General features: G+C 71.0%; 14 protein-coding genes and 1 pseudogene. 13 read left to right on the top strand and 2 right to left on the bottom strand.

Annotated features, from left to right (window positions below; translation table 11 throughout):
* Nucleotides 1-242: 242 nt before the first annotated feature.
* From DVA86_RS13880 to DVA86_RS13920, 9 genes are all read left to right on the top strand, one after another.
* Nucleotides 243-1082: a helix-turn-helix domain-containing protein gene (locus DVA86_RS13880; protein ID WP_208878540.1), complete on the top strand. Its 840-nt coding sequence runs from the start codon at nt 243-245 to the stop codon at nt 1080-1082.
* A gap of 68 nt (nt 1083-1150) precedes the next feature.
* Nucleotides 1151-2608 carry an aldehyde dehydrogenase family protein gene (locus tag DVA86_RS13885; RefSeq protein WP_208878542.1) on the top strand — a complete coding sequence of 486 codons (1458 nt, stop codon included), beginning with the start codon at nt 1151-1153 and terminating at the stop codon, nt 2606-2608.
* 147 nt (nt 2609-2755) lie between these two features.
* Nucleotides 2756-3310: a DinB family protein gene (locus tag DVA86_RS13890; RefSeq protein WP_208878544.1), complete on the top strand. Its 555-nt coding sequence runs from the start codon at nt 2756-2758 to the stop codon at nt 3308-3310.
* A 145-nt stretch (nt 3311-3455) separates the two neighbouring features.
* On the top strand, nt 3456-4145 hold the full coding sequence (locus DVA86_RS13895; protein WP_208878545.1) for a PadR family transcriptional regulator: 690 nt from the start codon (nt 3456-3458) through the stop codon (nt 4143-4145).
* Nucleotides 4146-4220: 75 nt separating this feature from the next.
* Complete coding sequence (locus DVA86_RS13900; protein ID WP_208878547.1) at nt 4221-5198, top strand: ATP-binding cassette domain-containing protein; 978 nt, start codon at nt 4221-4223, stop codon at nt 5196-5198.
* Nucleotides 5195-5974 (top strand): ABC transporter permease, encoded by a 780-nt coding sequence (locus DVA86_RS13905; protein ID WP_208878549.1) that lies wholly within the window; start codon nt 5195-5197, stop codon nt 5972-5974. The genes DVA86_RS13900 and DVA86_RS13905 overlap by 4 nt, the downstream gene beginning before the upstream one ends.
* A 76-nt stretch (nt 5975-6050) precedes the next feature.
* A complete protein-coding gene (locus DVA86_RS13910; RefSeq protein WP_208878550.1) occupies nt 6051-6809 on the top strand; it encodes a MerR family transcriptional regulator in 759 nt (252 codons plus the stop codon).
* Between the two features lie 241 nt (nt 6810-7050).
* Nucleotides 7051-8697: a threonine/serine exporter family protein gene (locus DVA86_RS13915; protein WP_208878552.1), complete on the top strand. Its 1647-nt coding sequence runs from the start codon at nt 7051-7053 to the stop codon at nt 8695-8697.
* A gap of 221 nt (nt 8698-8918) precedes the next feature.
* Entirely contained in the window at nt 8919-10700 is a 1782-nt protein-coding gene (locus tag DVA86_RS13920) for an ATP-binding SpoIIE family protein phosphatase (RefSeq protein WP_208878553.1), read from the top strand.
* A gap of 51 nt (nt 10701-10751) precedes the next feature.
* Here DVA86_RS13920 and DVA86_RS13925 read toward each other — a convergent pair whose 3' ends face one another.
* On the bottom strand, nt 10752-11246 hold the full coding sequence (locus DVA86_RS13925) for an inorganic diphosphatase (RefSeq protein WP_208878555.1): 495 nt from the start codon (nt 11244-11246) through the stop codon (nt 10752-10754).
* Between the two features lie 347 nt (nt 11247-11593).
* On the opposite strand from DVA86_RS13925, the pseudogene DVA86_RS13930 reads away from it, so the two are divergent.
* Nucleotides 11594-11800 (top strand): annotated as a pseudogene (locus tag DVA86_RS13930) (FtsX-like permease family protein); the annotation flags it as partial.
* A 342-nt stretch (nt 11801-12142) separates the two neighbouring features.
* Nucleotides 12143-12592, top strand: coding sequence for a hypothetical protein (locus DVA86_RS13935; protein ID WP_245996554.1), 450 nt, complete (start codon nt 12143-12145; stop codon nt 12590-12592).
* A 79-nt stretch (nt 12593-12671) separates the two neighbouring features.
* Here the strand turns inward: DVA86_RS13935 and DVA86_RS13940 are convergent, their stop codons facing one another.
* The gene (locus DVA86_RS13940) at nt 12672-13214 is read right to left on the bottom strand and encodes a hypothetical protein (protein ID WP_208878559.1); all 543 of its coding nucleotides are present in this window, start codon (nt 13212-13214) and stop codon (nt 12672-12674) included.
* Nucleotides 13215-13597: 383 nt separating this feature from the next.
* Here DVA86_RS13940 and DVA86_RS13945 point away from each other — a divergent pair, with 383 nt between their 5' ends.
* Nucleotides 13598-13843, top strand: coding sequence for a hypothetical protein (locus tag DVA86_RS13945; RefSeq protein WP_208878560.1), 246 nt, complete (start codon nt 13598-13600; stop codon nt 13841-13843).
* A 345-nt stretch (nt 13844-14188) separates the two neighbouring features.
* Complete coding sequence (locus tag DVA86_RS13950) at nt 14189-14665, top strand: hypothetical protein (protein ID WP_208878561.1); 477 nt, start codon at nt 14189-14191, stop codon at nt 14663-14665.
* Nucleotides 14666-14703 lie beyond the last annotated feature (38 nt).

The raw sequence follows: 14703 nt of genomic DNA on the forward strand, positions 1-14703 counted from the left end.
AACTTCCCTAGCACCGCGTGCACTTGTGCGATCCCCATGGTTCACAAAGCCCACGGCAGATGCAAGGGCAGATGCACGTGCACGAGAGACTTTCCATCATGTGTAATCACACGGGCACGCAACGGAGCCCGGAGATGGCAGACTGCCCCCCTAGTAGGGGTGGAGGGTTAATCGAAATGAACACAAGACCGGCAAGTAGTGAGAGTTACGGCGTGAACGGGGCGAGTAGTTCAAGCGGGTCCATGGTCCGCCGTATCCTGCTCGGCTCCCAGCTGCGACGGCTCCGCGAGGCCCGCGGGGTCACCCGCGAGGCGGCCGGTTATTCGATCCGCGCCTCCGAGTCCAAGATCAGTCGGATGGAGCTGGGCAGGGTGAGTTTCAAGGCGCGTGATGTCGAGGACCTGCTCACCCTCTACGGCGTGACCGACGACGCCGAGCGCGAGCCCCTGCTCGGCCTCGCCCGCGATTCGAACAGAGCGGGCTGGTGGCACAGTTACAGCGATGTGCTGCCCGGCTGGTTCCAGACGTACGTGGGGCTGGAAGGCGCCGCCTCGCACATCAACACGTACGAAGTGCAGTTCGTCCACGGCCTGTTGCAGACCGAGGACTACGCACACGCCGTCGTCGCCAGCGGCCACCGGACCGGGCTGCCCGACGAGGAGATCGACCGCCGCGTCGCCCTCCGGCTGGAGCGGCAGAAGCTGCTGCTCGCCGAGAACGCCTCGCAGTTCCTCTGTGTCCTGGACGAGGCCGCGCTCCGCCGCCCCTTCGGCAGCCGCGCCGTCATGGACGCACAGCTCCGCCACCTCGCCGAGATCTCCGAGCGCCCGAACGTCACCCTCCAGGTCGTCCCCTTCGAACTCGGCGGCCACGCCGCCGAGAGCGGTGCCTTCACCCTGCTCCGCTTCCCCGAGTCCGACCTGTCCGACGTCGTCTATCTGGAGCAGCTGACCAGCGCCCTCTACGTGGACAAGCGCGACGAAGTCGAGCGCTACGACGAGGTGCTGGCGCGGCTGGTCGAGTTCAGCTACTCACCGGCCAGAACTCGCGATCATCTCCACAAGATCCGCCAACTTCCTTAAAACACAAGTACGATGACGTGCCATCGACACCCGCACCCGGACCCTTTCCGATCCCCCGAAGGAATGGCATGTCCTACTTCACGGACTTGGCGCTTCAGTACATCGACGGTGAGTGGCGCCCCGGTAACGGCTCATGGGACATCATCGACTTCAATCCGTACGACGGAGAGAAGCTCGCTTCGATCACCGTGGCCACGACCGACGAGATCGACCAGGCGTACCGCGCCGCCGAGCGGCACCAGCCGGCCTGGGCAGCGACCAACCCGTACTCCCGGCGGGTCGTCTTCGAGCGTGCCGTGCGCATCATCGAGGACCGCGAGCAGGACATCACCGAGGCGATCATCGCCGAGCTCGGCGGCACCCGGCTGAAGGCCGCCTTCGAGCTGCACCTCGCCAAGGAGTTCCTGCGCGAGGCGATCCAGCTGGCGCTGCGCGCCGAGGGCCGGATCGTGCCGTCGCCGGTCGACGGCAAGGAGAACCGCGTCTACCGCGTCCCGGTCGGCGTCGTCGGAGTCATCTCCCCCTTCAATTTCCCGTTCCTCCTCTCCCTCAAGTCGGTTGCGCCCGCTCTCGCCCTCGGGAACGCGGTCGTGCTCAAGCCGCACCAGAACACGCCGGTCTGCGGCGGCGCCCTGGTCGCCAAGGTGCTGGAGGAGGCGGGGCTTCCGCCGGGCCTGCTCAACGTCGTCATCACCGACATCGCCGAGATCGGCGACGCGCTGATCGAGCACCCGGTGCCCAAGGTCATCTCGTTCACCGGCTCGGACAAGGTCGGCCGGCACGTCGCCACCGTGGCCGCCTCGCACTTCAAGAAGGCCATCCTGGAGCTCGGCGGGAACAGCGCGCTGCTCGTGCTGGACGACGCCGACGTCGACTACGCCGTGGACGCCGCCGTCTTCAGCCGCTTCGTGCACCAGGGCCAGGTCTGCATGGCGGCCAACCGGATCGTCGTGGACCGCGCCGTCGCCGCCGAGTTCACCGAGAAGTTCGTCGCCAAGGTGAACACGCTCAAGGTCGGCGACCCGCAGGACCCCACCACGCACATCGGCCCGCTGATCAACTCCGGCCAGGCGGAGGGCGTCACCGCCCTCGTCGACCAGACGATCGAGGAGGGCGCCACCGTCCTCGTACGCGGCGGCACCGAGGGGAACGTCGTCTCGCCCAGCGTGCTGACGGACGTCCCCGCGGACGCCCCCGTGCTGCAGCAGGAGGTCTTCGGGCCGGTCGCCCTGATCATCCCGGTGGACGGCGAAGACGAGGCCGTACGGGTCGCCAACGACACGCCGTACGGGCTCGGCGGCGCCGTGCACACCGGCGACATCGAGCGGGGCATCGCGGTGGCCCGCCGGATCGAGAGCGGCATGGTGCACGTCAACGACTCGACGGTGGCGGACGAGCCGATCGTCCCGTTCGGTGGCGAGAAGCACTCCGGGCTGGGGCGGCTGAACGGCGAGCAGATGGTCGAGGCGTTCACCACCACGAAGTGGATCTCCATCCAGCACGGGCGCAGCGCCTACCCGTTCTGAGTCCTCCCGTCATCCTCCCGTCATCCTCCCGCGGGGCTCCCCGTTTCCGCCGGGCCTTGAGGACCGAAGCTGACCGCAGGGCGGCATAGCTTTGGAGTCACCGGAAGGCCCCCGGAACCGTGGGGCCCCGACGAGAGGTGACGAACGATGCCCACCCTGGTTGACGCCGAGAACACCGGTGACGAGCGCGGCGCCCTGCTCGCGTACCTGGAAGCACAGCGCGGCGGCATCCGGCGCGCCCTGCACGGCCTCACCCCCGAGCAGGCGGCCAGCAGTCCGAGCGCGAGCTCGCTGTCCGTCGCCGGGCTGGTCAAGCACGTCGCCGAGGTCGAGCAGGGCTGGCTGCGCGACGCGCGCGGCCTGCCGCACGCGGTGCACCGGGACGAGACCAACTGGTCGGGCTGCTTCGAGCTGGAGGGCGACGAAACCGTCGAGAGCGTCCTCCGGTTCTACGCCGAGGTCGCCAGGGAGACCGAGGAGCTCGTACGGGCGGTGCCCTCGCTCGACGACACCTTCGCGCTCCCGGAGGCCCCGTGGAACCCGAAGGAGCCGCGCTCCTGGCGCTGGATGCTGCTCAGCCTGATCAGCGAGGTCGCCCGGCACGCGGGTCACGCGGACATCATCCGCGAGACGCTGGACGGGAAGACGGCGTTCGAGCTGGTGTGGGAGACGGGGGCGGCGCCCCGGCCGGAAGGGCTCTGACCCGGGCGCCGGGGAGCCTCTGATCCCGCCGCCGTCCCGGCCGTACGGCGCCGGACCCGGTGGCCGCGACTGACCGTCCCCTCTCCCGTAATTAGGCTGGCAGCCGTACACACAGGCTGGGCGGGGAGAGGGTGACGGGCAGACGATGTCAGCGATCCGGCTGCTGGTGCTGGGAGCGGTCCGCCAGCACGGGCGGGCGCACGGCTACCAGGTCCGCAACGACCTGGAGTTCTGGGGCGCCCACGAGTGGTCCAACGCCAAACCCGGGTCGGTGTACCACGCGCTCAAGCAGATGGCCAAGCAGGGCCTGCTGCTGGCACACGACGTCGCGCCGAGCACGGCGGGCGGCCCGCCGCGTACGGAGTACGAGCTCACCGGCGAGGGCGAGCGCGTGTTCCTGGAGCTCCTGCGGGACGCCCTCACCGCCATCGACCAGAAGCCGGACATGCTCACCTCGGCCGTCGGCTTCATCGTCGACCTGCCGCGGGACGAGGCCGTCGCGCTGCTGAAGCAGCGGGTCGCCGCCCTGGAGGAGTGGCGCGACGAGGTCACGCGGCACTGGACGCCGAGCGGCACCCCGGAGGAGTGGGGGCACATCGGCGAGATCATGCGGCTCTGGGTGTACACCGCGGAGAGCGGCGCCGAGTGGACCCGCGGCCTGATCGAGCGGCTGGAGAACGGCGCGTACGTGATGGCGGGTGAGGGCGGCCGCGAGGTGGACGTGCTGCCGCCCGGCACCGAGAACCCGTACGCGGACACCAGCCGGCAGGCGGCGGGCACGGCGGTCGCCAAGAAGCGGAGCACCGGGCAGGGCATCGGGCGGAGCCAAGAGTAATCAAGTTTGACTAGCCTCCCTGCGAGGTATATCTTCGCCTGCCGGTAGTCAAGTTTGACTACAGCGTAGGAGGAGATGTCATTGACGAACGCCGACCACGCGATCGCCGTCGAGGAGCTGCGGAAGGAGTACGGCGCCAAGCACGCGCTCGCCAGCGTGGACCTGACCGTGCCGCGCGCCACCGTGCAGGCCGTCCTGGGCCCCAACGGGGCGGGCAAGACCACCCTCGTCCGCATCCTGGCCACACTGCTGCGGCCCACCGCGGGACGCGCGGAGGTGGCCGGCCTGGACGTGACCCGGCACGCCGGCGCCGTACGCGCCCGCATCGGGCTGCTCGGCCAGCACGCCGCCGTGGACGAGGAGTTGAGCGGACGGCAGAACCTGGAGCTGTTCGGACGGCTCTACCACCTCGGCGCCCGGCGCGCGGCCGCCCGCGCACAGGAACTGCTCCAGCGCTTCGGGCTGGCGGACACCGGCAAGAAGGCCGTCACGCAGTACAGCGGCGGCATGCGGCGGCGCCTCGACCTGGCCGCCAGCCTGATCATGGAACCCGAGATCCTCTTCCTCGACGAGCCCACGACCGGCCTCGACCCGCGCGGCCGCACGGAGGTCTGGGAGGCCGTACGCGGCCTGGTGGGAGGCGGTACGACGGTCCTGCTGACCACCCAGTACCTGGAGGAGGCCGACCAGCTCGCCGACGCCATCGTCGTCGTCGACCAGGGGCGCGTCATCGCCGAGGGCACGGCCGACCAGCTGAAGGCCGGGCTCGGCGCGGACCGTATCGACGTCGTCGTGCACGACGCGGCGCAGCTCGCGTCCGCAGCGTCGGTCGTGGGCATGGCCGCCAAGGCCGACGACGTGACGACGGACGCCGACCGGCGCCTGGTCAGCGCCCCCGTACGGGACCGGATGGCGGCGCTCACCGAGGCCGTACGGGCCCTGGACGCGGCGGGCATACGGGCCGAGGACATCGCACTGCGCCGGCCCACGCTGAACGAGGTCTTCCTGCACCTCACGGACGACGACGAGACGAAGACGGGGGCGGCCGTATGACCGCGTACGTACTGACCGATTCCTGGACCATGACCCGGCGCGGACTGTCGCACTGGGCGCGGCAGCCGGTGCAGGTGGCCGTCGGGCTGGTCTTCCCGGTGATGATGCTGGTGATGTTCGCGTACTTCCTCGGCGGCGGCATGGAGGTCGCGGACTACCGCGAGTATCTGGTGCCGGGGATGTTCACGCTGACGATGGCGTTCGGGCTGGAGTCGACGATGGTGTCGCTCACCCAGGACCTCAACAAGGGCGTCATCGACCGCTTCCGCTCGATGCCGATGGCCCCGTCCGCCGTACTGATCGGGCGGAGCCTCGTGGACATGCTGGAGTCCGCGCTCAGCCTGCTCGTACTGATGGGCGTCGGACTCGCGATGGGCTGGCGCTGGCACGGCGGCCCGGGGGAGGCGCTGGCGGCGGTCGGCCTGCTGCTCCTGCTGCGCTTCGCGATGCTCTGGGCGGGGATCTACCTCGGCATGGTCGCGGGCAAGCCGGAGCTGGTGCAGGCGGTGCAGATCCTGATCTGGCCGGTCGCGTTCCTCTCCAACGCGTTCACGTCGCCGGACACGATGCCCGGCTGGATGGGTGCGATCGCGGAGTGGAACCCGATGTCGGCCACGGCGGCGGCCGTACGGGAGCTGTTCGCCAACCCGTCCTGGGGCGGCGGGGGTTCGTGGGTCACGGAACACGCGGTGCTGATGGCGACGGCGTGGCCGCTGGCCCTGCTGGCGGTCTTCTTCCCCCTGGCCACCCGCCGCTACCGGGCGCTGGGCACGTAGCGTCGCCTGGCGGGCTTGCACCTCACGTAGCGTGAGGCAGCACCGTGGTGCCCGTACGCGAGAGAAGGAGGCGGACGTGAGCTACTCCGTCGGCCGGGTGGCCGGTTTCGCCGGGGTCACGGTGCGCACGCTGCACCACTACGACGAGATCGGGCTGCTGGCACCGAGCGAGCGCACCCCCGCGGGGCACCGGCGCTACGGCGATGCCGACCTGGACCGGCTGCAGCAGATCCTCTTCTACCGGGAGCTCGGCTTCCCGCTGGACGAGGTCTCCGCACTGCTCGACGACCCGGACGCGGATCCCGTCGAGCACCTGAGCCGCCAGCACGAACTGCTGAAGGCGCGGATCGGGAAGCTGCGGGAGATGGCCGCCGCCGTCGAACAGGCCATGGAGGCACGCAAGATGGGCATCAGACTGACACCGGAGGAGAAGTTCGAGGTCTTCGGCGACCACGACCCGGACGACTACGCCGAGGAGGTGCAGGAACGCTGGGGCGACACCGAGGCGTACGCCGAGTCGCAGCGCCGCATCGCCACGTACACCAAGGAGGACTGGCTGCGGATCCAGACGGAGGTCGACGACTGGAACCGCCGTATCGTCGAGGCCATGGACGCCGGCGCCGCGCCGGACTCCGAGACCGCGACGGACCTGGCCGAGGAGGCCAGGCAGCAGATCTGCCGGTACTACTACGACTGCTCGCGCGAGCTGCACAGCTGCCTCGGCGAGATGTACGTGTCGGACCACCGCTTCCGGGACCAGTACGAGGCCCGGCGGCAGGGGCTGGCGGAGTACCTGCGCGACGCGATCCTCGCCAACGCGGCCCGGCACGCCTGAGCCGGTCCGCGGAACGCGCAGGGCGGCCGTATCACGCCGCAGCACACGACGAGGGGCCCGCACCCGGTGCGGGCCCCTCGGGCGTGCACAGGACAATCAACTTATGCTGCCAGCAGGCAGGGTCCTGTGAGGTAAATCGCCCCGTCCCCGCCCAGCGGCCGGGAACGGAGGCCACCGGACCCGACGTTGTGGAACTCGCCGGTCAGGTTGGCCGGGCGCACGACCGAGGAGCGGGAGGACAGTGGCCGGGGAGTCCAGAGCGAGCGGGTCCGGAGCCGAGCAGGAGCCCGAGGACGCCAAGCCGTCGTCGGACGAGGTGCACAGCGCGTTCACTCCGCCGTCCGGGCTAGCCGTGCCGCCGGTGCCGGAGGACGACCACCCGTCCTCGGAGTTCGCCGTTCCGGAGGGACTGCTGGCCTCGCCGCCGACCGAGTTCTCGAGCGCGTTCACCCCGCCGGAAGGCATTCCGGTCGTGGGCATGCTGGACCGGCCGGGGCTGCCGTGGCAGGACCGGATGCGGACGATGATCCGGCTGCCGCTGGCCGAGCGGCCCGCGCCGGAGCGGGCCGGGCGCGGCGAGGGGGAGGAGCACGGGCCGTCGGTGCCCCGCGTGCTCGACCTCACGCTCCGCATCGGCGAGCTGCTGCTCGCGGGCGGCGAGGGCGCCGAGGACGTCGAGGCGGCGATGTTCGCCACGGCGCACGCGTTCGGCCTGGACCGCTGCGAGCCGACGGTCACGTTCACGCTGCTGTCCATCACCCACCAGCCGTCGCTGGTGGACGACCCGGTGACGCTGAGCCGTACCGTACGGCGCCGCGGCACCGACTACACGCGGCTCGCGGCCGTCTTCCAGCTGGTCACGGACATCACGACGGGCGAACTGACGCTGGAGGAGTCGTACCGGCGGCTCGCCGACATCCGCCGGAACCGGCACCCGTTCACCAAGGGCGTGCTGTCCCTGGCCAGCGGGCTGCTGTCCGGCGCGGCGTCGCTGCTGGTGGGCGGCGGCTGGCTGGTGTTCGTACTGGCGGCGGCGGGCGCGATCCTCGGCGACCGGCTGGCGTGGTTCTGCGCGGGGCGCGGGCTGCCGGAGTTCTACCAGTTCGTGGCCGCGGCGATGCCGCCGGCCGCGATGGGTGTCGCGGTGGTGCTGATAGACAGCGGCGTGACCGCGGAGCTCCAGGCGGGCGCGGTGATCACCGGTGGGCTGTTCGCGCTGATTCCCGGGCGGGCGCTGGTGGCCGCCGTACACGACGGCCTGACCGGCTTCTACATCACCGCGTCGGCCCGGCTGCTGGAAGTCGTGTACCTCATCGTCGGCATCGTGTGCGGCGTGCTGATCGTGCTGTACGTCGGCGGTGAGCTGGGCGCGGAGTTCGACCCGGAGGCGCTGCAGCACCAAGAGCGCCCGGAAGTCCAGCTGTTCGCCGCGATGCTGCTGGCCCTGGCGTTCTGCGTGCTGCTGCAGCAGGAACGTCACACCGTGCTGCTGGCCACCCTGAACGGCGGTGTGGCCTGGCTGGTGTACGGCGCGATGCACGACGTCGGCGAACTCAACCCGGTGGCCGCGACCTTCGCCGCCGCCGGTCTGGTAGGCCTCTTCGGGCAGCTGATGTCGCGGTACCAGTTCGCGTCCTCGCTGCCGTACGTCACGGCGGCCATCGGGCCGCTGCTGCCGGGCAGCGCGACGTACTTCGGGCTGCTCAACATCGCGCAGGGCAACATGGATCCGGGCATGGAGAACATGGCACGCGCGGTCGCCCTCGCCCTCGCCATCGCGATCGGCGTGAACCTCGGCGGCGAGCTGGCGCGGCTGTTCATGAAGACGCCCGGCGTCGAGACACCGCTCCCGGGCCGCCGCGCGGCGAAGCGCACCCGCGGCTTCTGACGGGCTCCGATTCCCTGCCCAGGATGTGACAGACGGGTGCCGAAAGTGTCGGCCATGTCACGCACTGTCGGTAACCGCGAGACGGCCCGGACCAAGCGCTGCAAGTAGGGGGTTCAGCGCGCCGCACGTGGCTAGCATGGCGTCCCCGACAGGCGGCGGCTCAGCCACGGGGCCACACTTGAGCCACTAGTCGTCCATGGACGGGACGGGAGGCCGGCACGGTGAACGGCGGCAGCGGCAAGCGGCGCCGCTTCCGATGGGGTGACGTTTCCCGGCCGTTCCGATGGCGGCGCACGGCCGCTGCCCTGGCCGACCGGCTGAACACGCACAGCCGTCTCGCCTGGCTCAACGACGCCAGCACCAGCATCGGCACCACCCTGGATCTGGAGCGTACGGCGCAGGAGCTCGCCGAGTTCGCCGTACCGCGCCTGGCCGACGGCTGCGCCGTGGACCTGCTGGAGGCCGTCCTGCACGGCGAGGAGGGGCAGCGGGCAGCGGGCGGCATACCGCCCATCCGCGCGACCGCCGTGCACGCCGTCGAGTCGCTGACGGACCTGGAGCCGGACCCGATCGGCTCGCTGGCCATACACCCGGGCGCGCTGCTCACCGACCGGTGCCTGGTGGAACGCCGTTCGGTCCTCGTCAGCGGCATGACCGAGGAGGACTTCCGGCGCGTCACGCCCACTCCGCGCCGCGCCGCGAAGATGCGCGAGAAGGGCGTGCACAGCTACATGGCGGTGCCCCTGATGGCGCGCGGCGTGCTGCTCGGCACCGCCGACTTCGTACGGGCGGGCAGCAGCCCGCCGTTCACGCCCACCGACCTGGCGCTGGCCGAGCAGCTGGCCTCCAGGGCCGCCGTGTTCATCGACAACGCCCGCCTCTACGGCCGCGAGCGCGAGCACGTCGTCTCCCTCCAGCGCAGCCTGCTCCCGCGCGCCACCCCGAATACGCCCGGCCTGGCCGTCTCCGCCGACTACGCGCCGGCCGCCGACGCGCGGGGCGTCGGCGGCGACTGGTACGACGTGGTGGCCCTGCCGAGCGGCCGTACGGCGCTCGTCGTCGGCGACGTGATGGGCCACGGGCTGCCCGCCGCCGCCACCATGGGCCGGCTGCGTACGGTCGCGCGCACGCTGATGACGCTCGACATCGAGCCCGAACGGGTGCTCGCGCGGCTGGACCTGGCGACCCGCGACCTGGAGGACGAGCAGGTCGCCACCTGCCTGTGCGCGGTGTACGACCCGGCCGACGCCACGTACACGGTCGCCACCGCCGGCCACCCGCCGCCGCTGCTGGTCGCGGCGGACGGCACCGCCTCGTACGTCGACGTGCCGGTCGGCGCACCGCTCGGCGCGGGTGTCATCCCGTACGACGCGGTGCATCTGCCGGTGCCCGACGGCAGCCGCTTCGTGCTGTACACCGACGGCCTGATCAAGACGCGCGACGACGACGTCGACATCCAGCTGGGCCGGCTGCGGGAGGCCGCCGCGGGGATGGACACGCGGCAACTGGACTCGTGCGGGCTGATGTCGTCCGGGCAGGGCGTGGACCGCCGGTTCGACGAGGCCGTGCTGCTCGTCGCGGCCAGCCGCGCCGGCGTGGACGACCAGCTGCACATCTGGGAGCTGCCCGGGGACGGCACCGCGGCGTCCACCGCGCGCAAGCTGGTCACCGAGCAGCTGGAACTCTGGGACCTGGCCGACCTGTCCGACGTCAGCGAACTGGTCGTCAGCGAACTCGTCGCCAACGCCCTGCGCTACGGCGGCGGCCCCGGCAGGCTGCGCCTGCTGCGGAACGACCGGCTTATGGTCGAGGTGTCCGACACCGGCCCGGACCTGCCGCAGATCCAGCACGCGGACGTGAGCGACGAGGGCGGCCGCGGACTGCAGCTCATCAACATGCTGTGCCGGCGCTGGGGTTCATGCCGTACACGCTCCGGCAAGGTCGTGTGGGCGGAGCAGGACATCCCCAACTCCGCCGCCCCCACGGCCTCTTCGTCCTCCTGAGGAAGGAGCGGCCGGAGGCCGCGGACCGGTGTACGGCCCGCGGCCGTACCGTCAGTGCCCGCCGCCCTGCGCCTCCAGGCGCTTCACGGACGCCTCGACCTCGGCTTCAGCATCCGAACGGCCCACCCAGTTCGCCCCCTCGACGGACTTGCCGGGCTCCAGGTCCTTGTAGACCTCGAAGAAGTGCTGGATCTCCAGCCGGTCGAACTCGCTCACATGGTGGATGTCCCGCAGATGCTCCATACGGGGATCCGAGGACGGCACGCACAGCAACTTGTCGTCGCCGCCCGCCTCGTCTGTCATGCGGAACATGCCGATGGCGCGGCACTTGATGATGCAGCCCGGAAAGGTCGGCTCCTCGAGCAGCACCAGCGCGTCCAGCGGATCGCCGTCCTCGCCCAGGGTGTGGTCGACGAAGCCGTAGTCGGCCGGGTACACGGTCGAGGTGAAAAGGTGACGGTCCAGCCGGATGCGACCGGTCTCGTGGTCCACCTCGTACTTGTTCCGCGACCCCTTCGGGATCTCGATGACGACGTCGAACTCCAAGGGAGGCTCCTCCGTGATCAACACATGTTCTGGTGATTAAGTGTCCCCTACGCACGTGTGTGCTTGCGAAAGGGGCTGGTCCGAGGTGCGTGATCGCGCTATCCGGGCAACCGCCGAAGCCGTCCGGAGACCTGTTCGACGGGTCCGGCGGCACTGGCGGACCGCGACACCGCAGCAGCGGCAGACCTGGCGGCTGACGGCGGGTTCCGCCGCCGTCGGACTCGCGGTCGCCGTCACGGCGGTCGCCGTGGCAGGACCGTGGGACTACGGGCAGCGTACGGCCGAGCGGACCCGCGCGGCCGCCGGGGAGCCGGGGAGTGGCGGGAACCACATCCCCGGCGGCGGCCGCCCCGCCCGCCCTCTTCGTCGGCATCTTCATCATCGCGAACACCTTCACCATGCTCGTCGCCCAGCGCACCAAGGAGCTGGCGCTGATGCGCGCGGTGGGCGCCACCCGCCGGCAGGTGACCCGTTCGGTGCTGCCCGAGGCCTTCTCGGTGGGCGCCGTCGCCTCGGCCGCCGGTCGCGCCGCGGGCATCGGCAGCGCGGCGGGGCACCAGGGGGGCGGGCGGGAGGGGCCGCGGCGGGGAACGTGCCGTACAGCCGGTCCGTTGACAGGGGGAGGCGCCCGGCGTTGACTGACGCGTGCGGCGTAGGCCAGTGCCGTCCGAAGTTCCCGGACGACGTTCCCCTGTCCCTCTCTTCTCCTCTTCGCCCTGTCCCGGCGGAGCCCGTATGACGGGTGCTCCCGCGCAGCGGCCGGGCCTCCCTCCCCCGCGACGAGGACCCGCGGACCGTGGCCGCGGTACGAGCCGCCGTACGAGCAAGCCGACCCCGGCGCGCACGTGACGGACGGCACAGCGAACCGTCGGCACCAGTGAAAGGAAGTGCACGCGATGATGTACGACCAGCAGCGCGCCCAGCAGCCCGCGACCGGAGGTCAGCGCCCCCGCCGAGACTCTTCCGCACCCCGCCCCGGTCACCAGCCTGAGCGCCTGCTGTCGCGCGCCGAGCGGGACGAGCTGGCCGCGCGCCTCAGCCGCGCCGCCGAGATGTTCGCAGACGATCCGCGCCAGGGGGTCGAGGCGGCGGACAGCGCGCTGGCCGATGCCGTCACGCAGCTGACCGCCGCGCTCGCCGCGCGGCAGCAGGGCCTGCGCGCCCGCTGGCAGGGCGGGTCCGCCGACGCGCCGGGGGAGTCGGAGTCGGACTCGGAGTCGGACTCGGAGTCGGGCTCGGAGCCGAAGCCTGAGCCGGAGTCGGCCGGGGCGGGCACGAGCGGCGAGGAACTCCGGCTCGCCCTGCGGGAGTACGAGCAGCTCACCGAGCGGCTGCTGCGTATCTGAGTCCCCGCCGGCCTGGCCCGGGTGGCCGTTCGGCGCGGGTCAGTCCGGGGATTCGTCGGACCTGGGGGCCATACCGTTCTCAGCAACTCCTCCGCGGCGCCGAGCCGTTCACGGAGCTCACGCACCTCGTGTTCCCGCTCGCGACGGCCGGTCTCCGCGCCGTGCCGCCGGCTTCCTCGTCCCGCGCCCAGGTGAAGTACAGCTCCGCCCTGCGGGCGTGGAGCCCGCTCAACTGCTCCAGCAGCGCCAGCCGTTCGTCCCGTACCTCGCGCAGCTCGTCCTGCAACCGCTCGATGCGCCGGCTGTGCTCGCGCCGTTCCGCTTCCAGGTCGGCGACGCGCTGGCTCAACTCCTCGTTGCGCCCGCGCTCCCGCCCCAGCTGCTCGTGCAGGTGCGTCAGCCGGTCGGCGAGATCGGCCCGCGCCTCCAGCGTGAGCAGCAGTTCCTTATGTGTCTCGCCCTCGCGGTGACTCCTCCCCGCGGTCGTATGGCTGATGGCCTTGCCGGTACGCTGCGCGACGACCCGGAAGCTCGGCTCGCCGCTCTGCCGGTGCAGCAGCCGGAGCCGGTACCGGGGCCGCTCCAGTGCGGCCCCCGACGGGGGCGGGGGTGTCGCCGCCATGACGCTCACGCTCCTCGTCCGGCTGTCCCTGGCCCTCACCGCAACGGTCTGCCTGCTCGTCTGCGTGCTCAGCGCCGTCTACGTCTGGTCCGGCAACACCGCCCGCCGCACACGCGCTTGGCGCGTGCTGAGGCCCTCCTCCAGGCGGTCGGCCGCGGCGAGTGAACTGAGTCATCAGTCTCGATTGTTTGTCAGGTCTCAGTAACAACGTCCGACAATGCTTGAGAGTACGACTGGTTCTCTGGTCCGATGGGCCCAGATCGAGCAAGTGGCCTACGTATAGGCGGGTTTGGGCATCGACCGCACTGCGCCCCCTGCCTGACGAGGTGCCTGACCGGCGCGGAAGCGAACCGCGCACTTGCTCAACCACCAAGGGGAGAAATATGCGCAAGAAGCTGACGAAAACGCTCGTTGCCGTTGCCGGCGTCGCCGCCCTCACCGGTATCTCCGGCCTCACCGCAGGAACGGCACAGGCGGCGGAGGCGACGAAGGCCACGAGGGTTCTGGCCCCGAACATGGACACCTGCATCAAGTGGGGCTACTCGCTGGAAAAGACCGATCCCTCGCTCAAGGCTTGGCACTGCTACCACAACGCGAAGCGCCAGACCATCCTCGAGATCGTCCGCTGAGGCCCCGGGGCCCCGTCGCCCCTCCCCAGGTGACCCGCCCACCGGGGGAGACCCCGCACCGCCCTTCTCGGCGGCGCGCGGCAAGACCACGACGGCCCAGGCCCCGTACGGCACTTCACCAGGCTCCCCCGAGCGTCCGAAGCTCGGGGGAGCTTCGGCGTACGCCCCGGAGAGCTGAGGCCAACGCGCCTCGCGCAGCCGCGTGTTGCTGCCGGAAAGCGCGCTTCTCCGCTTCCCCTGCTTCTCCCGCTTCTCCTGCTTCTCCTGCTTCTCCTGCTTCCCGGGCTCCGGCTCCGGAGGCGAGGGCCGGGACCCCTCCCGGCTTGCAGTGGCTACCCTCCGCCCATGAATCCCCCACGCAGGTGGATCCTCGCCATGGCTGCCGCACTGACGATGGTGGGCTGTTCCAACTCGCCGGACTCCGAACCACCGTCCTCCGCCCCGGCCTCGTCCGGTTCCCCGACCGCGGAGCCGAGTCCGACCGAGACCTCCGCCTTCTGCCTTGACCTGGAGACCTACCAGGTCGGCGTCGTCGCCTTCCGCGCCGACGTGGGCCGGGCCGCCGGGGGCGAGCCGCTGGACATCAAAGCCCTGCGGCAGAGGGCGGCCATGATCTCCCTCATGGGCAAGAACATGAAGGCCAGCGCGCCGTCAGACATCGCCGGGGAATTCCGCGCGGTCCGCAAGGCGATCGCCACCTCGTCGGGCAAGCTGAAGGCGGGCACGCAAGTCCGCGACGTCGTAAGCCCGCTGTACGGCAAGGGCATCAATCCCGCCTTCGACGCGCTGAACGACTACGAGTGCGGCTCCGCTGCCGAGTGACCCCAATTCCCGGTGCACCGCGCCGGACAGACCGCCAA

The sequence above is a fragment of the Streptomyces armeniacus genome (genome assembly GCF_003355155.1).
GTDB classification, from domain to species: domain Bacteria; phylum Actinomycetota; class Actinomycetes; order Streptomycetales; family Streptomycetaceae; genus Streptomyces; species Streptomyces armeniacus.